We start from the raw sequence: 20,484 nt of genomic DNA on the forward strand, positions 1-20,484 counted from the left end.
AGCGAAACGGTGACGATGTACGACAGCTGCAAAAAATAAAAGGGGCAAAGGCGTTTAGCCTCTGCCCCTTTGGCATGGCACTTTAGTGATTAAGTGACCCGCTGGCCCGGTTCAGCACCGGTGTCAGGGGAGAGCAAATAGATGCCGTCTTCGTTTGCTGAGGCTAGCACCATGCCTTCCGATACGCCAAAGCGCATTTTACGCGGTGCCAAGTTGGCAACCATAACTGTCAAGCGACCTTCCAGTGCTTCAGGTGCGTAAGCAGAGCGAATGCCAGAGAATACATTGCGTGTTTCGCCACCTAGGTCGAGGGTCAATTGCAGCAGCTTGTCGGCGCCTTCCACGTATTGGGCTTTCGCAATGCGCGCAATGCGAAGGTCGACCTTGGCAAAGGCTGCAAAGTCGATTTCATCGGCAATGGGGTCTTCCGCCAGCGGGCCTTTTGGCGCCTCTTTCAGCTTTTGCTCTTCCACAAGATCTTCCTTTGACGATTCGATCATGGCATCAATTTTATCGCGCTCGACGCGGGTCAACAGCGGCTTGAATTTGTTGATCGAGTGATCGGTCAGTAAGTTTTGACGCGTGTGCCAATCCAGCGACGCAACGTTAAGAAACTCACGGGCCTGCTCAGCCATCGTGGGTACCACGGGAGCAAGATAGACCATCAGTTGGCGGAACAGGTTAATGCCGACCGAGCAGATATCGAGTACTTCAGCGTCGCGGCCATCCTGCTTAGCCAGCGCCCAGGGCTCTTTATCGGCGATATAGGTGTTGGCTTCGTCTGCCAGCTCCATAATTTTACGCATTGCCCGGCTAAATTCACGTGCTTCAAAGTCGTCGGCGATATCGTCACCGGCGGCTATAAAGCGGGCGACCATTTGCGGTTCAGCGCAATGCGTGGAGAGGGTTCCGCCGCCAATTTTTTTCACGAAACCAGCGCAGCGGCTGGCGATATTAACCACTTTGCCGACCAAGTCGGAATTAACCCGGGCGCTAAAGTCTTCCAGGTTTAAATCCAAGTCATCGACTTTGGAGGTAAGCTTGGCGGCAAAGTAGTAGCGCAGATATTCAGGATTCAAATGATCGGCGTAGGTGGCGGCTTTAATAAAAGTGCCACGAGATTTCGACATCTTGGCGCCGTCTACCGTCAGGAAACCGTGGCAATTGACAGCGGTAGGCGTGCGCAGGTCGGCACCATGCAGCATGGCGGGCCAGAACAGCGCATGGAAATAGACGATATCTTTGCCGATAAAGTGATAAACCTCGGCGTCGGAGCCTTTTTCCCAGTAACTGTCGAAGTCGATGCCTTCGCGGTCGCAGAGGTTCTTAAAGCTAGCCAGATAGCCAATCGGCGCGTCCAGCCAGACATAGAAATACTTGCCGGGGGCGTCAGGGATTTCAAAGCCGAAGTAGGGCGCGTCGCGGGAAATATCCCACTCGTTAAAGCCCGACTCAAACCACTCCATCAGCTTATTGCGGATTTGCGGCTGAACGTGGCCGTCGTCGATCCAGCGCTGTAAGAAATCCGCAAAGTCGGGCAGCTTAAAGAAGTAGTGCGTCGAAGTGCGTACTTCAGGAGTGGCGCCCGATATGGCCGAAACGGGATTAATCAAGTCGGCGGGGGTGTAAGTCGCGCCACACTTTTCACAGTTATCGCCGTACTGATCTTCCGAGCCGCATTTGGGGCAGGTGCCTTTAATAAAGCGATCCGCTAGAAACAGTCCTTTTTGAGGATCGAACATCTGCTCAATATCGCGGGTGGCGATATGGCCTTTGTCGCGCAGGCGCTTATAAATCATTTCGCTGAAGTGGCGATTTTCGGCGGAGTGAGTCGAGTGATAATTGTCGAACCCAACGCCAAAACGGGCAAAATCTGCTTGGTGATCCTGGGAAACCCGCTCAATTAGCGCTTCAGACGTAATACCTTCCTGCTCGGCGCGCAGCATAATGGCAGTGCCATGGGCATCATCAGCACATACGTAGTAGCACTGTTGGCCACGGCTTTTCTGGAAACGAACCCAGATATCAGTCTGGATATACTCAAGCAGGTGACCGAGATGAATGGCTCCATTGGCGTAAGGGAGCGCGCTAGTCACCAAAATGTTGCGCGTGGCGGTTGTAGACATGGTGAAGGTTAATTCCGAGTGAATAGGGAGGCCGGGCAGGCAGTAACAAAAAAGGCGGCGAAGTGATTAAATGCTTCGCCGCTGTCGCTGTTAGCGGTAAAGGTTAGTAGAGCGCTTGCTCTTCTTGAACCACTTCGCGCAGCAGCTCTAAAAAGAGTTTATCCGCCTCAGAGTGCTCCGCCGGATCTTCCGGAATATGCACGCTGGTAGTGTCGGAAATTTCGTTGGCAATCCGCGCCATCGCCGCTGGGCTGTTGCCTTCAGTCAACTGCTGACGGGCAACTGCAAGAGATTGCTCAAGGATTTTGGGGTCTTGCAGCAGTTTACGAATAAAATCTCGTAGCTCATTGATGACACGTGTTTTCTGAATTTCTGAACCGGACATGGGAGTCTCCTTAGGATCGCGCTTGGCGACGGCGCCAAGCGAAACCAATCAATGCGCTGACCATAGCATTTTTTCCGCCAACGGGCATGAGTCGCCGAGCATTAATACGCAACATTAAAGGGTCAGTCGACCCGCTTTATGTTTAACAGGATTTGCGTACTGGGCAAGCCAATAAGGACGTAGTGGCGCAGGCACATCGGCAAGCCGGGCATTAAAGCGCTCTCTGTCTTGGCGTGTAATCGACTTGCGCGCTACCAACTCCGGGGCTTCGCCCAACGCCTCTAAGGCTAAATAGTGGCTGGGAAACAGGCGATAACCGCCAATCACCTGACGATCAATCTCAGCGGCGACTTCATCAGGGGTGGCCATGTCGGCGCCTACCGGGGTGCCAAAGTGTAAGCGAACGCGGCCCTTGGAGCCGGTAATGCCCGCCACTATTGAGCGAATATCTTCAAACTCCTCTTTAGCGTAGCTGCCTTGCGTGTCGATATCATGCAGCTCTTGGGCTTTTTGAACATCGCAGGGGTCATATTCGTAGCTAATCGACACCGGCACCAGTTTTAGTTCGGCGATAGCTTCGCCAAATACCATGTCACGCTCGGCGTTGCGTCTGGCCATGGTCAACATTTTGATGATCGCTGGCTCAGTATGGTCGATACCGTTCTTGGCGCGCCCTTCGCGCTGCGCCATCCAAATCGAGTGTTGGTCTTCGGTAATGGTGTGGCGAATATAGGCCGACAGCTGCTGATACGCCGCCAGCATAGCCCGCTTGCCGCGCGCGCTGCGCGGGACAATAAAACTCTTATTGAGCCGCATTAGGTCGGTGACATAGGGTTTTTTTAGCAGGTTGTCGCCGATAGCGATACGCACGGTGTCACGCTTGGCCTGATACAACGCATAGTTAACGAACGCAGGATCCAGTGAGATATCGCGGTGATTACCAATAAAGAGATAGGCGCCTTCAGGGTCGAGTTTATCCAGCCCAGTGACTTCAAAGGCGTCTGTGGTGGTACGAATCATGCGCTCCATATAGTGGGCAATGCGCATTTGAAACTCGTAAACCGACGAGACATCTTTAACTTCACGTCGCACGGCGCGACCCGCAAAGCCGCGCGCCAGCGAGGGCGCCCAGCGGGCTAGACGCGGCAACCGGAAGCGGGTCAGCGCATCCAGCAGCTCGTTGTCCCGTGAGAGCCTAGCCAGGACATCGGCCACTTCATGATCCATAAAGGGCCGAATGTCGGCCCACGGGTCTGTCTCAGTAGAGGCGTTGGTAGCGTTATTGTGATGAGTCATGCGAACCGTTGGATGATAAATAGTGAGTATCGATTAATAACATCAAGGGGAGTAGCTATAGAACCACTTACTGTGCTGCGGGTTCCCGCTGGGTCTCGCCGCCGAGCCACTCTATCAAGCGAGGAATATCGTCAGATAGCGCCTGCGCCATTAAAACAAAGTCCGTTTCCAGGCGCGCAAGGGCGTCATCGCCGTCGTCAGCATGATCGGCTTCTTCAATCAAAGCATCGCCAAAACGCAATGATTTGAGCGCCAAATCATCATGCAACACAAAGCTTAAACGGCCTTCCAAGCTAATAGCGAGTTTGCTGGCCTGTCGGCCGCTCTCTAGCAGCTGCTGAATTTCATCGCTGTCTAAATCGACTTGGCGCGCGCGCAGTACGCCATCATCGCCTTTGGCCTTGAGCTCTACTTGGTCGCCAAGCTGCAGGTCGGCAGGTCGACTCGCAGCATCCCCAAGCCAGGTGGTCATCGCGCGGATAGGCAGCGTTTGAGAGCTGAGTGGGGTGACTTTTAAGCTGCCCAGGGTTTCACGCAATAAATCGAGAATATCTTCAGCGCGGGTACGCGAGCTGGCGTTAATGCCGATCATCTGGCCGCGGGTGTCCCACCACAGATCGATTTTCTGGCTGCGCACAAAGGCGCGCGGCAATAAATTCTCAGTGACTTGCTCTTTCAGTGCGGTCTTCTCTTTGCGAGTGACTTTGCGGCCTTCGCTGGCCTCAATGTCGGCGACCTGCTCATCGACTTCTTCTTTGACCACGGACGCGGGCAGTAGACGCTCTTGGCGTAGGGCGGAAAGTAGCCGATGGGATTGGATTTCGTGAACGAGCTGGCCGCCGCCCATACGCCCAGCGGGCGCTGTCCAGCCCAGGCGACGCGCATCGGCGTTGCCGAGTGGTTTGGCGGAATGCTCGTCTAAAGCGCTAGCCAGCGCATCGCTGGATATTTCGGGCGCGTCGTGCAGGCGGTATATATGCAAGTGCTTAAACCACATGGAGCCAATCCTGTTCAAAAGGTGGCACATTATGGCGAAAGCGGGGCCTTCCTACCAGCATGCAACGTGCAATCCATATTGTTGCGCACGTTTCAAGCTTGTGTTTGATTAAGTTGTTGGCTAATCGATATAAAGGAGTTGTTATGACCGCATCACTTTCACGGGTTCCATTACGCGTTCGGGGATTTCACTTAGATGGCTACGGCCATGTCAATAACGCCCGCTATTTAGAGTTTATGGAAGAGGGGCGCTGGGATTTCTTTGATCAACACCCGGCAATGATTAAAGAGCTTCATCAGGCTAAACGAGCATTTGTGGTGGTGAATTTGAATATTGATTATTTAGCCGCGGCAAGTCACGGCGATGATTTAGAGATTATAACCGGGATCATCGACGTCGGTGAGCGCAGCGGCATATGTCACCACCGTATTGTGCGCAAGGATGGCAGCGTGATCGCTCAGGCAGACTTAACCTTTGTACTGTTGGATATGAAGGCCAATAAAGCCACTCCCATCGAAGGAGAGGTACGCGAGACATTACGTGCATTAATGTTGCCTAAAGAGGCTTTTGCCGCTTAAAAGGCTTTGTAGGCTCTCTGGCTGCCCTTGCCGCTTTTGCAGTGGTATGATGGCAATGTATTTGCGCGCCGCTCTTATCTACTTTTAGGGGCGGTGTTTTTAAGCGCTTTCAACTCTCGCAGTGCCAATGCAGTGCAAAGGATCTGACTTTCATGGGTGACATCGCCAGAGAAATCTTGCCCGTCAATATTGAAGACGAGCTTAAACAGTCGTATCTCGACTATGCGATGAGCGTCATTATCGGCCGCGCGCTTCCAGATGTGCGGGATGGCCTTAAACCGGTTCACCGGCGTGTGCTGTTTGCCATGCATGAACTGGGTAATGACTGGAATAAACCGTACAAGAAGTCGGCGCGTGTCGTCGGCGATGTCATCGGTAAATACCATCCGCACGGCGATAGCGCGGTTTACGACACCATCGTACGTATGGCCCAGCACTTTTCGATGCGTCATGTGCTGGTCGACGGCCAGGGTAACTTCGGTTCGATTGATGGGGATAACGCGGCTGCCATGCGTTATACCGAGGTGCGTATGTCGCGCCTTGCCCACGAACTGCTCGCTGACCTGGAAAAAGATACCGTCGACTGGGTCGATAACTACGACGGTACTGAACGTATTCCCGCGGTATTGCCTACCAAAACGCCCAATTTGCTGATTAACGGCTCCTCGGGCATTGCGGTAGGTATGGCAACCAATATTCCACCGCACAATATGCGTGAAGTGATTGATGGCTGCTTAGCGTTAATCGACGACTACACGCTGACCGTGGATGACTTGATGGAGTATATCCCCGGCCCTGATTTCCCCACTGGGGCGATTATCAATGGTCGCGCGGGTATCTTATCGGCATACCGTACCGGCCGTGGGCGTATTTATGTTCGCGCCTGTCACACCATTGAGCACCATGACAAAACCGGTCGCGATCACATTATTATTAGTGAGCTGCCGTATCAGGTTAACAAAGCGCGGTTGATCGAGAAGATTGCCGAGCTGGTGAAAGAGAAGAAGATCGAAGGCATCGCTGAGCTGCGCGATGAGTCGGATAAAGATGGCCTGCGCGTGGTCATAGAAGTTAAGCGTGGCGAGTCCGGCGAGGTAGTGGTCAATAACCTATTTGCTCAGACACAGCTGCAGAACGTGTTCGGGATCAACATGGTGGCGCTGGAAAATGGCCAGCCCCGTACACTGAATCTGAAAGAGATGCTGGAAGCCTTTATTCGCCACCGGCGCGAAGTGGTGACCCGGCGTACGCTTTATGAGCTGAAAAAAGCCCGTGAGCGTGGGCATTTGTTGGAAGGTTTGGCCGTCGCTATTTCAAATATCGACGAAGTGATTGAGCTGATTAAAGCCTCGCCCAATGCGGCAGAAGCGCGTGAAAAGCTGCTCGCCAAGACCTGGCAGCCCGGCCAAGTGACCGCCATGTTGGAGCGGGCGGGTGCTACTTCTTGCAAGCCAGAAGAGCTGGAAGAGGGCTTTGGTCTAAACACCGCGGCCACGTCGTATCGACTATCGCCTGCCCAGGCACAAGCGATTCTTGAGTTACGTCTGCACCGCTTGACGGGCCTTGAAACCGAGAAGCTGCTCGATGAATACCTGACGATTCTTGAGAAAATTGCTGAGCTTACTGAGATTCTGGCATCGCCTGATCGGTTGATGGAAGTGATCCGGGAAGAGCTGCACGCCGTGCGTGATCAGTTTGGCGATGATCGCCGCACTGAGATCCAGGCAAGCCACCTGGATCTGTCGATTGAAGATTTGATCGCTGAAGAAGACATGGTCGTGACCGTGTCGCGCTCTGGTTACGCCAAGACGCAGCCGCTGTCGGATTATCAGGCCCAGCGCCGTGGTGGTCGCGGCAAGTCTGCCACCGCGATGAAAGATGAAGATGTAATTGAGCACCTGCTGGTAGCGTCTACACACGACACCGTGCTGCTGTTCTCCAATCGCGGCAAAGTGTACTGGCTGAAAGTGTATGAAATGCCCAACGCCAGCCGCGGCTCGCGTGGCAAGCCGCTGGTCAATATGCTGCCGCTGGAAGAGGGTGAAGCGGTTAACGCCATCCTGCCGGTCCGTGACTACGATCCTGAGCACTATATCTTCTTCGCGACGGCTAAAGGCACCGTCAAGCGCACCAGTCTTGAACAGTTCTCGCGCCCGCGTAGCGTAGGTCTTATCGCCATTGACCTTGAAGAGGGGGATCGCTTAGTTGGCGCTGCCATTACCACTGGTAATGATCATGCCATGCTGTTGTCGTCTAACGGCAAGGCCATTCGCTTCGAAGAGGGTAAAGCCCGCGCCATGGGACGTACTGCTCGCGGCGTACGTGGTATGCGCCTGGCTGGCGATGCGGAAGTCATCAGTTTGATTATTCCCAAGAGCCAGCAAATCGACGCTGAAGCGGATGCCGAAGAGGAAACTCAGGATAGCGCGCAAGAGAGCGTCGTGGCCGAAACCGCCGATGGTCAGATATACATTATGACCGCCAGTGAAAACGGTTACGGTAAGCGCACGCGTCTGGAAGAGTTCCCGCTGCGTGGCCGTGGTGGTCAGGGTGTTATCGCCATGCAAACCAGTGAGCGTAACGGTTCGCTAGTCGCGGCGATGCAGGTTTATGACAGCGATGAAATGATGTTGATCACTGACCGTGGCACGCTGGTGCGTACGCGTGTTGAAGAGGTCTCAACCACCTCGCGTAATACCCAGGGCGTGATGTTGATTCGTCTGGGTAAAGAAGAAAAATTAGTCAAAACCGTTCGCGTTGATGAGCCCGCCGAAGTCGATCTGACCGCTCTTGAGGAAGGTGCCGAAGAGGGTGCCGAGGCTAGCCTTGATGAGCGACCTGAAGACGTTCAGGCGAGTGAATCATCCGATGACGCACAGGAACCGGGGACTGATGACACGTCATTATAATTTCTGCGCAGGGCCAGCGGCCCTGCCAGTAGCCGTACTGGAACGCGCCCGGGAAGAGTTGCTGGACTACCATGGGCGTGGCCTTTCCGTAATGGAAATGAGCCACCGTAGCGACGAGTTTGTTGCCATTGCTGAGCGTGCAGAAGCTGATTTTCGTGAGCTTCTAAGCGTGCCAGATAACTATAAAGTGCTGTTTTTGCAGGGCGGCGCCAGTATGCAATTTGCAATGCTGCCGATGAACCTGCTGGGACAGGGCGGTAGCGGCAACTTCATCCAGACCGGTATCTGGGGCAAAAAAGCGCTTAGCGAAGCAAAGCGCCTTGGTTTCGCTTGTCATGTTGCTGCAAGCAGCGAAGCTAATGGTCACATGGCGGTACCCGCGCTGGATAACATCAGCGTTAGCGATGACGCGGCCTATTTGCACTACACGTCGAACGAAACGATTGGCGGCTTGGAGTTTGACTATACACCCCATGTTCAGCGTGCCGATGGCGCTAGCGTGCCGTTGGTCTGCGATATGTCATCAAATATCCTGTCTGGGCCGATCGACGTTAGCAATTTCGGCGTGATCTACGCTGGGGCGCAGAAAAATATCGGCCCCGCAGGTTTAACGCTGGCCGTCGTTCGTGACGACTTGCTAGGCAAAGCCCAAGCCAACATTCCTTCGCTGTTTGATTACAAAATGCTGGCCGAAGCGGGTTCGATGGTGAATACACCGCCCACCTATGCCTGGTATTTGGCGGGATTGGTGTTTCAGTGGCTGAAAGATGACATTGGTGGGCTAGCCGCGATGGACGCCATTAATCAGCGCAAAGCCGATAAGCTGTATGAGGCGATTGATGACAGCGACTTTTATAGAAACCCGATTGCTAAGCACAATCGCTCGCGTATGAACGTACCGTTTGTCTTGGCCGATGCGGCGCTGGATAAAGCGTTTTTACAACAAGCCGATGCGGCGGGGCTGCTCAATTTAAAAGGCCACCGCAGCGTGGGCGGTATGCGGGCTAGCCTATATAACGCAGTGCCTGAGTCTGCGGTAGATGCGCTGATCGCATTTATGGCCGATTTCGAACAAACAAGGGGCTAAACACCATGTCCGACACGTCGATCAATCTGGATGAGCTGCGCCAGCGAATCGATCAGCTCGATAGCGATATTCTGAATCTCATCAGCGAGCGCGCCAGCTGTGCCCAGCAAGTGGCGCATGTGAAGCTGGCCGAAGATAAAGATGCGGTGTTCTACCGCCCTGAGCGAGAGGCTCAGGTGCTACGGCGCATCATGGCCTTGAATAAAGGCCCGCTTGATTCAGAAGAGATGGCGCGCCTGTTTCGCGAAATCATGTCGGCGTGTTTGGCACTTGAACAGCCGGTTAAAGTGGCTTACTTGGGCCCTGAGGGCACTTTCACTCAGCAGGCGGCGCTCAAGCACTTTGGTGAAAGTGCAGTCAGTCTGCCCATGGCGGCGATTGATGAAGTGTTTCGCGAGGTAGAGGCGGGCGCTGTGCATTACGGCGTGGTGCCGGTGGAAAACTCCACCGAGGGGGTGGTCAATCACACCCTGGACACTTTCATGGACTCCTCCATCAAAATTTGTGGCGAGGTGGTGCTGCGTATTCACCATCATCTGCTGGTCAGTGAAACGACCCGTCGCGATAAAGTCTCGCGTATCTACTCGCACCCGCAGTCGTTTGCCCAGTGTCGTAAATGGCTGGATGCTCACTATCCCCATGCGGAGCGAGTTCCGGTTTCCTCTAATGCGGAAGCGGCTAAGTTAGTCAAAACCGAGTGGCATAGTGCGGCGATTGCAGGTGATATGGCAGCCAAGCTTTATGGGCTTGAGCACATTGCCGAAAAAATTGAAGACAGCCCGGATAACTCCACGCGATTTTTGATTATTGGCAACCAGGATGTGCCCATGGCAGGAGAGGATAAAACCTCTATTGTGGTTGCCATGCGCAATCAGCCGGGTACTTTGCACGCGTTACTGGAGCCGTTCCATCGCCATCAGATTGATTTAACGCGCCTTGAAACACGTCCTTCGCGCACTGGTGTGTGGAACTACGTCTTTTTTATAGACTTTAAAGGCCATCGTGATGAGCCCAAGGTCGCGGCGGTGCTTGAAGAGGTGCAGCTGCGGGCGGCGGACTTGCGTGTGCTGGGTTCCTACCCGATAGGGGTACTGTGACGTTAATGGTTGGAAGCAGCGTAACAACATCATCTTGTCATGAGTCGCGCTTATTAATTGTTGGTCTGGGATTAATTGGTGGTTCGCTTGCGGCAGCTCTGCGCGCTTCAGGATTTAAGGGGCAGATTGTTGCCTGTGACCCTGATAAAGATGAAATTGCTCGCGGTATAGAGATGGGTCTGATCGACTCAGGTGGCACCCACCTTGCGGAGCAAGTGAGTGGCGCTACTATGGTGGTGTTGGCTGTGCCGGTGCTGGCGATGGAAAGTGTAATGACTCATTTGGCGGGTGCCCTGGCATCTGCGTCACCGAGTGTGGTCATTACTGATGTCGGTAGCACTAAAGCCACTATCCGCGCCTGCGCTGAGCGAGTATTTGGCCAAGTTCCCACCAATATGGTGTTAGGGCACCCCATCGCCGGTTCAGAGAAAAGCGGTGTGGCGGCGGCGAATCCACGCCTTTATGTGAATCATAAAGTGATACTTACGCCCGAGCCCAACGTAGATGCCGATGCCTTGCAGCGCGTCCGTAGCTTGTGGGAAGCCTGCGGTGCCGATGTGCTGGAAATGGACGTTGAGCGCCATGACCAAGTGCTGGCGCGCACTAGCCATTTACCTCATCTATTAGCATTTTCATTGGTGGATACGCTGGCTCGTCAGGATGAGCGGCTAGATATTTTCCGTTACGCAGCGGGCGGTTTTCGCGATTTTACCCGTATCGCGGGAAGCGACCCGGTAATGTGGCGGGATATTTTTATTGCCAATAAGCAGGCGGTTTTAGCATCGTTGGATGATTTTGAAGCAGGGCTTTCTCGCTTGCGTCATGCGGTAGAAACCGGTGACAGCGATGCGTTAATTGCCACCTTCGATCGGGCGAGCCATGCCCGGCACTATTTCGACTCTTTATTGAACAAAACCAGCTATCAGGCGGAATACCATATGCAACCACAAGGTAAGGTCACCTACCGTGTGCAGCCGGGCGGTCAAGCCCAGGGGCGCCTGCGCGTGCCCGGCGATAAATCCATGTCACATCGCTCTATTATGCTGGGCGCGCTGGCAGAGGGTGTTACTGAAGTAAAAGGCTTTCTGGAAGGCGAAGATAGCTTGGCGACGCTGCAGGCGTTTCGTGAAATGGGCGTGGCGATTGAAGGACCGCATCAAGGTAAAGTCACCATCCATGGCGTTGGCATGCACGGTTTAAAAGCCCCCGCGGGGCCGCTCTATGTAGGCAACTCAGGCACCGCGATGCGGTTGTTTTCAGGGCTGCTCGCAGGTCAGGCGTTTGATAGTGAGCTAACCGGCGATGAGTCGCTGACCAAGCGCCCTATGGGACGCGTGGCTGACCCGCTACGTCTAATGGGAGCCACCATTGATACGGCTGAAGGCGGCCGCCCACCGCTGAAAATTCACGGCGGCGCTAATCTAAAGGGCATTTATTACGATATGCCTATGGCCAGCGCCCAGGTGAAATCCTGCTTGCTGTTGGCGGGGCTCTACGCCGAAGGCGAAACCCGTGTACGTGAACCAGCGCCCACACGCGACCACACCGAACGTATGCTCAATGGCTTTGGTTATGCGGTTTCTCGAGAAGGTGATACCTGCTGGCTGCAGGGTGGCGGTAAGTTAACGGCTGGGCCGATCGATGTGCCTTCGGATATCTCTTCAGCAACGTTTTTCTTAGTCGCAGCGGCTATCACACCGGGTTCTGATATTACCCTTGAGCATGTAGGTATTAATCCCACCCGGATCGGCGTTATCAATATTCTGAATTTGATGGGGGCCGATTTAACGCTTGAAAATGAGCGTGAGGTAGGGGGCGAGCCGGTGGCGGATATTCGTGTTCGCTATGCGCCACTTAAAGGGATTGATATTCCCGTTGATCAAGTGCCGTTAGCGATTGATGAATTTCCTGCCCTCTTTATTGCTGCCGCCAACGCAAACGGCGTAACCCGCCTAAGAGGCGCAGAAGAGCTGCGTGTTAAAGAGTCCGATCGCCTCCAGGCAATGGCGGATGGCATGGCCATCTTGGGTGTTAAGCACACGCTACTTGATGACGGTATCGATATTACCGGCAACGGTAATGCCGAGGTGGCCAGTTATGGCGGTGGGCGTATCGATAGCCTGGGTGATCACCGTATTGCCATGGCGTTTGCGATTGCATCTCTGCGGGCGAGTGCAGAAATTGAGATTGAAGACTGCGCCAATGTGGCGACCTCTTTCCCTGATTTCGTTGAATTAGCCACGCGCATTGGCATGGGCGTTAACGTGGAGGGCGCGCATGAATGATCGCGCTTCAGCTGTTCCAGTGCTCACCATTGATGGCCCAGGCGGGGCAGGTAAAGGCACCATTAGTGGTTTAGTAGCAGAACGCCTGGGCTGGCATTTGCTGGATAGTGGCGCACTGTATCGGCTGACGGCTCAAGCAGCGGTTAAGCACAACGTAGCCGTTGACGATGAGGCGGGGCTTGCCCGCTTAGCGGAGCAATTGGATGTCGCCTTTCCAGTTGAAGATGGTCAGCCACGAACGCTACTAGAAGGTGAAGATGTTGGTCAGGTGATTCGTACCGAACAGGCTGGGGAGCGTGCCTCGCAAGTAGCAGCGCTTCCTGCTGTGCGTCAGGCATTGCTGCAGCGCCAGCGCGATTTTTGCCAAGCGCCAGGGTTGGTGGCCGATGGCCGCGATATGGGCACGGTGGTGTTTCCCGACGCCACGCTAAAGATTTTTTTGACGGCAAGTGCCGACGAACGGGCACGTCGGCGTCATCTGCAGTTGCAGGAAGCCGGGGTGAATGCTAGTCTTTCGAGTCTTTTAAAGGAGATTCAGGCACGCGATGCACGCGACACGCAACGCAGCGTGGCCCCTCTCAAGCCGGCAGATGATGCCATTACGCTTGATACCACGCGTCTGAGCATACCGGAAGTGGTTGAACGACTGACCGAACTGCTCGCCCAAAGAGGGCTGGTAAGCGGCGTGTGATTCTCCCTTGCGGCGCTTTTGGATAGGTGTCACGACGTGGCAGGGCACTAAACTCACATCGGTGAGCCCGGTCAGGTCTAACCAGCGTTAACACCCCCAAAGGCTGAGTGACATTAGGCCCGCACTTGCTGGTGGTGCGGAGAAGGCATTTATGCCTCAACAACGTAATTACGTAGGAACACCATGAGCGAAAGCTTTGCTGAGCTGTTTGAACAGTCTCTTAACGACATCAACATGGAGCCAGGCGCTATTGTCGCGGCTCAGGTTGTCGACATTGACGGTGACTGGGTTACTGTCAACGCTGGCCTAAAATCTGAAGGTCAGATTCCGGCGTCACAATTCCGCGATGAACACGGTAACCTGAACATCGCTATCGGTGACGACGTGCACGTTGCATTGGAAGCCGTTGAAGATGGCTTCGGTGAAACTCGTCTGTCCCGTGAAAAAGCCAAGCGCGCAGAAGCTTGGAAGGTTCTGGAAGCAGCCTTCGAGAAAGACGAAATCATCAAGGGCGTTATTAACGGTAAGGTTAAAGGCGGCTTCACAGTTGAAGTTGACTCTATCCGTGCCTTCTTGCCTGGCTCGTTGGTTGACGTTCGTCCGGTTCGCGACACTGCGCACCTGGAAAATAAAGAGCTGGACTTCAAAGTCATCAAGCTTGATCCGAAGCGCAACAACGTCGTGGTATCACGTCGTGCGGTTCTGGAAGCAGAGAACAGTGCCGAGCGCGAAGCGCTGCTGGCAACGCTGCAAGAAGGCCAGCAGATCAAGGGTATCGTTAAGAACCTGACAGACTACGGCGCTTTCGTAGACCTGGGTGGTGTTGACGGCTTGCTGCACATCACAGACATGGCGTGGAAGCGTATTAAGCATCCGTCCGAAATCGTTGCCGTTGGCGACGAGATCAACGTCAAGGTTCTGAAGTTTGACCGTGAGCGCAACCGCGTTTCACTGGGTCTGAAGCAGTTGGGCGAAGATCCGTGGGTCAACATTAAAGAGCGTTACCCAGAAGGCATGAAGGTACACGCAGTCGTCACTAACCTGACTGACTACGGTTGCTTTGCTGAGCTGGAAGAGGGTGTTGAAGGTCTGGTTCACGTGTCTGAAATGGACTGGACCAACAAAAACATCCATCCGTCTAAAGTCGTTCAAGTGGGCGATGATGTTGACGTCATGGTGTTGGATATCGACGAAGAGCGTCGTCGTATTTCTCTGGGCATCAAGCAGTGTACTGCTAACCCGTGGGAAACCTTCAACACTGACTACAACAAGGGCGATCGCGTTTCAGGTACCATCAAGTCGATCACTGACTTCGGTATCTTTATCGGCCTGGAAGGCGGTATCGACGGTCTGGTTCACCTGTCTGATATTTCTTGGACTGATACTGGCGAAGAAGCCGTACGCAGCTTTAAGAAAGGCGACGAAGCTGAAGCCGTTATCCTGTCTATTGATCCTGAGCGTGAGCGTATCTCGCTGGGCATCAAGCAGATGGATTCTGACCCCGTTGCTGAGTACTTGTCAGTCAATGATAAGGGCAGCATCGTAACGGGTCGTGTCATTGAAGTTGATGCTAAAGAAGCTCAAGTTGAATTGGCGACTGACGTTATTGCTGTGCTGAAAGCTTCTGAAATTAGTGCTGATCGCGTAGAAGACGCGCGTAATGTACTGAATGAAGGCGACAGTGTAGAAGCCCGTATCGTGAGTGTTGATCGCAAGAGCCGTCAGATTAACCTGTCGGTAAAAGCGAAAGACCAGGATGATACGCGTCAGAACCTGAAGAAGATGCGTGAGCAAGAGCCGGAAACTGCGGGTGGCCCGACTACAATCGGCGACCTGATCAAGCAGCAGATGGGCCAAGACTAATTATCGATTAGTTATTGGTTGATAAAAGCGCCGCCCTTATGGGCGGCGCTTTTGTTTGTAAGTGTTGAGCCTTCTAATAGATGACACATAAATTCACAAAGCAATGATGAGCTATTAGGGTTATAAAACACTTTAAATAGCAGTTGTGTTTTTAAAAAACGATTAGTAATTGAGTAAAAATCAACTAGACTGTTGTCAGTTAGTCTTTTTACAGCAATAATGTCCCAGCATTCTGAACTAGTGGGTGCCAAGGTTGTCAAGTTAGCACCTAAGCCAGTTGAACCCCTTTCAGTTGGACCCCGTTCAGTTGGATACGATACTAAAGGAACCCCGATGTCATTACTTAACGAATATATTCAAAAAGAACAGCAGCTGAAGCAGCTTCAAGAAGACCTACAGCGCTTAGAAGGCGATCAGCGCCTTAAAAGCGAGTTGGAGTTCAAGGCCAAACTTGAAGCGCTTATGACTGAGTTCGGCAAGCGTCCTAGCGACGTCATTGCTTTACTAGATCCCGCTTCTGATCAGCGCAGCGTTAAAACGACGGCTAGTGGCAATGCGCGCCGTAAGCGTCGTCTTAAAATTTATAAAAACCCTAAAACCGGGGAAGTCATCGAAACGCGTGGTGGCAATCATAAAGGTCTGCGTAGCTGGAAGGATGAGTACGGCGATGAAGCCGTCGAATCCTGGCTGGTTCGCATGGAAGATTAAGAAATTTAATAACCGGCATTTCTTTACAGAAGTGCCGGTTTTTTATTACCCCAGCTCAGCGGTGCCTCAAAGACGTTATCTTTCCTACTGACTTATAAGCGGGAGCCGAAGCTCTAAACAATGTGCTTTCCATAAGACCTGAGGCGGGTAACCGCTTACGTGGAAGCTATTCTGGCTGTAAAGCAAGTGCGCGATGGTATGCTTCAACGCATCATAAAGATCAGCTAAATCACCAAAGCGCGTACTTGAATAATAGTGGGTTGGAATGTCGACCCGCCGATAAGGCACCGGTAAGGCAATGTCTTGAGCGTTATCTGCTGGTTCAAGGTAAAGGCCTACGTCTGTGCGGTAAGAATGAAAATAATCATTATTAAGCGCACCCACTTTGGCCGATAGTATATCAGGCAGTGAAATGGTGGTTGTCGATAGGCGTAATCGCGCCTGTAAGCAGGCTAGCTGCTTGTTGTGGTAGCGTGCATCCCCTAGCCCTTTAATATGCTCGGGAGCTTGATAGAGGCGCATTAGGATCATTTGCCGGTCACTGGCTTTTTGGATGTCAGTTTTGAAGCCTGGATTAGGCATTGAACGTGACAACGTGCTTTTTAGTGATTGCCGAAAATTACGTGGCCTAAGCTGATAGCGACGCTGGAATGCGCGTGAAAAGGACGAGTGATTATGATACCCACAACGTATCGCAATTTGCGCTATATTGAGAGGCGTAAGGGCTAACAATACAGCCGCCCGTTCTAATCGTCTTTTTTCGCGGTAGGCGCTAGGCGAAATGTGAAAGCTTTGGCGAAATTGGCGCCGTACTTGGGAAGACGAATAACCAATATGGTTAGCAAGGTTTTCAATACCGAGTGGCTTATCAAGTGTGTCCTGTAGCCAGATCTCAGCTCGTGTCATCGCGTTGAACATTATCTGGCCTCTCATGCGTGAATCGTACAGGTCGTGCTTATCTCGCCTGTAGTGCACTCTCCCAGTGCGTTAATGTTTGGTAACCTAGCTGAATAGCAAATGTTCAGCGTCTAGATGAGCGTTGAATCTCTATTCAGGCTACTTGTGGCTATGTTGATGCTAAGCATCAATTTTTGAGTTACCGCTGACTGTGGCGTATTTGATAAAGTGTTTGTCACCATCGTGTGCCTAATGATGTTGTCTTTATGCTGGCAACAGGGTGGCAAAGGCAAGTTTGCTCGTTATCTTTACGCGTTTGTGCACAGTTTTTGCAAAAAAATGCTACGTTTGTAGCCATGTCGACCATTTCAAGTAAGGTGTAAATGAAACATCGATGAAATATCAAAAGGTTCAAAAGCCGGTAGATGAGCGTGAGAAACTGCGTAAATTCCGTGAATTAGACGATGCCTTTGCGCAGGCGTTACGTCAGTTAGACGATCCTGATAGCGACTTTGATATACCGACGGGGCCGCCGGTACGATCGCTTGCGGCATTGGAGCAAGATGATGTAGAAACAAAGCAGAAGGAACAACAAGACGAGCAGGAGCGTGTGTTTAAACAGCGCTTTGAGGCTCTGCTGAATGAGTATGGTATTGACCAGGGCGATCTGGCTGAACTGGTCGAAACACTACTTGGCTATGGGTTATGGCAGCAGGATCAAGTGCCAGGCAGGGAGTAAGGGCTAGGTAGTTAGCACCTCTACAATATCCTACGTGTGGTAATGCTAACGGTAGCGGTAAACGCGCAAACTCGGCAGAAATACATCTGGCTCAAGCTTTTCATCGCGCCGTCGTGCCCGTGTGCGGGTAGTGGGGGGCTGTAAAGCGGGCACGTTTATGTGTGGCAGCCGCTGGTTATTGTCTGGCACGAAGATAGGCATGGCCGCATTCAGTGCTCGCCTTGTATGTCCATCATCGAGTGGCTCGGTAAAAAATAGATTTGCCCGCATAAGGGGAGCTTGCGTTTGCACCTGGGCGAGCACTTCGCCGCTTGGGATGCCTGCTAGTTTGCGTAGTTGAATACGGATATGCGGTGCATCGGTATCGAGCTTTAAAAGCTTTTGCTCAGCCTCTTGAACGGTCAGCCGCTTTATGGAGCGACCACTGCTATACCACGCAAAGCGAACCCGTGACACGGGCGCTTGCGCGATGGGCAGTTGACGCCAACTCTGCTTAAGGTGCAGGCGGGCAAGCCCATTGCGCCTTAACGCTTCATCAACGAAGGGATGGCGTTGTGGCAGACGGCTTTTGGCGTCGCTCAACGTTTGTGGAAAAGCCTGTTTAATATGTTGCAGCAGCTCAGCAAAACTTTTTTTGGCTTGATTAACGGCGTCTACCGCTGTCAGTAATTCATCATTAGCAGCCACAATGGCAATGTAATTTCGCGTTTCGCGACCATCCTGATCTTGTTCATGCCACATATCGAAAAGCGCTTCGCGTAGCCAGTGGCGAGAGAGTGTTGCTTGATGAAAGACCCACGATGCCGGTTGCTGCCGTTCAAAAAGCGAAACAGCGGTCTCAATCATGTCAATTAAAGTGTCAAACTGCTGCTCCAGCTGAAGCAGCAGATGATAGGCCGAGGGCGATGGTTGATCAGGCATTGTTGTAGCCATGTGGATTGCGGGACTTAAAACGTCGGTTGTTTGATGCGTTATGAGAGCGGCGCATCCTTATCGGCTTGCGCCAACAGTGTTTCAATATCAGCTTCATCCATCGCCGATTCGCCCGATATGCGGTGCGACTCATCGGCCCAGGCACCTAAATCTAACAGTTGGCAGCGTTTGCTGCAGAAAGGGCGATAGGTGCTCTCAGGCAGCCAAGGCACACGCTTAGCGCACTGAGGGCAACTAACTTCAAGCGGGGAATCGTTTGCAGGGCGAACCATAAAAACTCCAATTACGTTAACAGGGGCGATATCTCAGTCGTTAAGCAGCTGACGGTAGCGTTGATCCAGCCGCACCACTTGCTCCATCATGCTGGCATGGTCACCGCTGTTATCTATCACGTCATCTGCTTGTGCTAGTCGTTGTTCGCGGGAAAGCTGGGCGGCGAGAATAGCATGCACTTGGCTTTCGCTCACCCCATCGCGTTGCTGGGTTCTCGATAATTGTAGCGCTTGTGGTACATCGACAACGACCGCTCGGTTGGCTAGCAAATTTTGGCCCGACTCAAATAGCAGCGGTGATACCAGTAGCACATAAGGCGCGCCTTGTGTTTTAAGCTGCGCTAAGTGCTGCAATAGACGTTCTCTTATTTTGGGGTGTGTGACTGATTCTAGCCATTGTCGCTGCTCTGGATCTTTAAAAATAATATCGCGTAGGGCCGCGCGGTTAAGCGTGCCATCATGATGCATGACCTGATCACCGAAGCGGTTTTTAATGGCTAATAGTGCCGGTTCGCCAGGTAGAACGATTTCTCTGGCGACATCATCAGCGTCGACCGAGGCAGCACCAAGTGTTTCAAAGGCGCGCGCAACAGTCGATTTGCCCGACCCAATGCCACCGGTTAATCCGATAATCATCTGCTGCCTCACTTAGCTCGGTTTTCAATAATCCAAATTCACTAGCTCAGTTTTAATAGCCAGTTTTTAATAACCAAAATAACAATAGTTAAACTTTACATAAGCAGGCTGAGATACAGCGCCATTAGCTCATCGCCAACTAATAACGCTACCCAACCCGCGAGGGCAAGAAAAGGCCCAAAGGGTAGCGGTTTGCCACGTAAGCGAGGCGCGCAGGCCTGAGCAGTCAAACCAACCACCGCGCCAAGCCCTGCGGAAAGTATCAAGATAAGCGGTAAAAAGCTCCATCCTAGCCAGGCACCCAACGCTGCCAGCAGCTTAAAGTCGCCAAAGCCCATACCCTCTTTCCCGGTGACGAGTTTGAACAGCCAATAAAAACTCCATAGAGAAAGATAGCCCACCATCACGCCAATAACGGCATCGGGGAGCATAAACGGCTGAAAGAGTAGCTGAAAAAGTAAGCCTGCCCATAGCAGCGGGAGCGTAATGACATCCGGCAATAACTGGGTACGAAAATCGATCACGGCGAGTGCTAACAGCATCAAGCAGGCGCCGTAAATAAACAATGACTCTGCAGTGAGGCCATGGAGTGCCAGTACCGCTAATGCCAGTAGGCCACCGGCCATTTCCACCAGCGGATATTGAACACTGATGCTCGTTTGACACTCTGCACACCGCCCGCGGCGTTTAATCCAACCAATCAAAGGCAGGTTGTCGTGCCAGGCGATCGGGGTTTCGCAGCGGGGGCACAGAGAGCCTGGTGTGGCTAAATTGAAGCGTGGCGAGTGTTCGTCATCCAGTTCAAGCGCTGCACGCGCCTCACGGCGCCAATGGCGCATCAGCATGACCGGTAGGCGCGTGATAACAACATTAAGAAAACTGCCTAAACAGAGCCCTAAAAGTAAAACGATAAACCACACGATAAGCGGAGGGTGGTGCATGTAGCTCCTTAGGTTTCTTAAACGTAGCGTTATTGGCAGTTTGA

18 protein-coding genes are annotated in these 20,484 nt (G+C 52.8%); 9 read left to right on the top strand and 9 right to left on the bottom strand.

Going from position 1 to position 20,484, the window contains the following annotated elements:
- Positions 1-89 precede the first annotated feature (89 nt).
- From metG to ACWI0H_RS10040, 4 genes are all read right to left on the bottom strand, one after another.
- Positions 90-2,126 carry a methionine--tRNA ligase gene (gene metG, locus ACWI0H_RS10025; protein WP_485876051.1) on the bottom strand — a complete coding sequence of 679 codons (2,037 nt, stop codon included), beginning with the start codon at positions 2,124-2,126 and terminating at the stop codon, positions 90-92.
- Between the two features lie 103 nt (positions 2,127-2,229).
- The gene (locus tag ACWI0H_RS10030; RefSeq protein WP_064232975.1) at positions 2,230-2,511 is read right to left on the bottom strand and encodes a hypothetical protein; all 282 of its coding nucleotides are present in this window, start codon (positions 2,509-2,511) and stop codon (positions 2,230-2,232) included.
- Positions 2,512-2,625: 114 nt separating this feature from the next.
- Entirely contained in the window at positions 2,626-3,807 is a 1,182-nt protein-coding gene (locus tag ACWI0H_RS10035) for a 1-acyl-sn-glycerol-3-phosphate acyltransferase (RefSeq protein ID WP_485876052.1), read from the bottom strand.
- A 67-nt stretch (positions 3,808-3,874) separates the two neighbouring features.
- Positions 3,875-4,804 carry a recombination-associated protein RdgC gene (locus ACWI0H_RS10040; RefSeq protein WP_485876053.1) on the bottom strand — a complete coding sequence of 310 codons (930 nt, stop codon included), beginning with the start codon at positions 4,802-4,804 and terminating at the stop codon, positions 3,875-3,877.
- 143 nt (positions 4,805-4,947) lie between these two features.
- Between ACWI0H_RS10040 and ACWI0H_RS10045 the strand changes: the two genes are divergently transcribed.
- From ACWI0H_RS10045 to ACWI0H_RS10080, 8 genes are all read left to right on the top strand, one after another.
- Positions 4,948-5,382 (top strand): acyl-CoA thioesterase, encoded by a 435-nt coding sequence (locus ACWI0H_RS10045; protein ID WP_485876054.1) that lies wholly within the window; start codon positions 4,948-4,950, stop codon positions 5,380-5,382.
- A 152-nt stretch (positions 5,383-5,534) separates the two neighbouring features.
- On the top strand, positions 5,535-8,291 hold the full coding sequence (gyrA, locus tag ACWI0H_RS10050) for a DNA gyrase subunit A (protein ID WP_336274566.1): 2,757 nt from the start codon (positions 5,535-5,537) through the stop codon (positions 8,289-8,291).
- Positions 8,275-9,378, top strand: a complete 1,104-nt coding sequence (serC, locus tag ACWI0H_RS10055) for a 3-phosphoserine/phosphohydroxythreonine transaminase (protein ID WP_336269032.1) — start codon at positions 8,275-8,277, stop codon at positions 9,376-9,378. Before gyrA ends, serC begins: the two co-directional genes overlap by 17 nt.
- Before the next feature lie 5 nt (positions 9,379-9,383).
- A complete protein-coding gene (gene pheA, locus ACWI0H_RS10060) occupies positions 9,384-10,475 on the top strand; it encodes a prephenate dehydratase (RefSeq protein ID WP_008957324.1) in 1,092 nt (363 codons plus the stop codon).
- 5 nt (positions 10,476-10,480) lie between these two features.
- On the top strand, positions 10,481-12,760 hold the full coding sequence (locus ACWI0H_RS10065) for a bifunctional prephenate dehydrogenase/3-phosphoshikimate 1-carboxyvinyltransferase (protein ID WP_336269046.1): 2,280 nt from the start codon (positions 10,481-10,483) through the stop codon (positions 12,758-12,760).
- The gene (gene cmk / locus ACWI0H_RS10070) at positions 12,753-13,451 is read left to right on the top strand and encodes a (d)CMP kinase (protein ID WP_336269031.1); all 699 of its coding nucleotides are present in this window, start codon (positions 12,753-12,755) and stop codon (positions 13,449-13,451) included. The genes ACWI0H_RS10065 and cmk overlap by 8 nt, the downstream gene beginning before the upstream one ends.
- A gap of 183 nt (positions 13,452-13,634) precedes the next feature.
- A complete protein-coding gene (gene rpsA, locus ACWI0H_RS10075; protein WP_176303578.1) occupies positions 13,635-15,314 on the top strand; it encodes a 30S ribosomal protein S1 in 1,680 nt (559 codons plus the stop codon).
- Positions 15,315-15,647: 333 nt separating this feature from the next.
- Positions 15,648-16,022: a histone-like nucleoid-structuring protein, MvaT/MvaU family gene (locus ACWI0H_RS10080; RefSeq protein ID WP_008957328.1), complete on the top strand. Its 375-nt coding sequence runs from the start codon at positions 15,648-15,650 to the stop codon at positions 16,020-16,022.
- Between the two features lie 84 nt (positions 16,023-16,106).
- Here ACWI0H_RS10080 and ACWI0H_RS10085 read toward each other — a convergent pair whose 3' ends face one another.
- Positions 16,107-16,940 (bottom strand): helix-turn-helix transcriptional regulator, encoded by an 834-nt coding sequence (locus tag ACWI0H_RS10085; protein ID WP_485876055.1) that lies wholly within the window; start codon positions 16,938-16,940, stop codon positions 16,107-16,109.
- A 373-nt stretch (positions 16,941-17,313) separates the two neighbouring features.
- Between ACWI0H_RS10085 and ACWI0H_RS10090 the strand changes: the two genes are divergently transcribed.
- Complete coding sequence (locus ACWI0H_RS10090; protein ID WP_335597554.1) at positions 17,314-17,658, top strand: hypothetical protein; 345 nt, start codon at positions 17,314-17,316, stop codon at positions 17,656-17,658.
- 45 nt (positions 17,659-17,703) lie between these two features.
- Here ACWI0H_RS10090 and ACWI0H_RS10095 read toward each other — a convergent pair whose 3' ends face one another.
- The 4 genes from ACWI0H_RS10095 to ACWI0H_RS10110 all read right to left on the bottom strand — a co-directional run bounded on the left by ACWI0H_RS10095 (position 17,704) and on the right by ACWI0H_RS10110 (position 20,440).
- The gene (locus ACWI0H_RS10095) at positions 17,704-18,579 is read right to left on the bottom strand and encodes a DNA replication terminus site-binding protein (RefSeq protein WP_485876056.1); all 876 of its coding nucleotides are present in this window, start codon (positions 18,577-18,579) and stop codon (positions 17,704-17,706) included.
- Positions 18,580-18,629: 50 nt separating this feature from the next.
- Positions 18,630-18,863, bottom strand: coding sequence for a DNA gyrase inhibitor YacG (yacG, locus tag ACWI0H_RS10100; protein WP_008956862.1), 234 nt, complete (start codon positions 18,861-18,863; stop codon positions 18,630-18,632).
- A gap of 33 nt (positions 18,864-18,896) precedes the next feature.
- Complete coding sequence (coaE, locus tag ACWI0H_RS10105) at positions 18,897-19,499, bottom strand: dephospho-CoA kinase (RefSeq protein WP_485876057.1); 603 nt, start codon at positions 19,497-19,499, stop codon at positions 18,897-18,899.
- A gap of 95 nt (positions 19,500-19,594) precedes the next feature.
- A complete protein-coding gene (locus tag ACWI0H_RS10110) occupies positions 19,595-20,440 on the bottom strand; it encodes a prepilin peptidase (protein WP_485876058.1) in 846 nt (281 codons plus the stop codon).
- Between the last annotated feature and the right edge of the window lie 44 nt (positions 20,441-20,484).

The organism is Halomonas sp. NYA30, assembly GCF_976980765.1.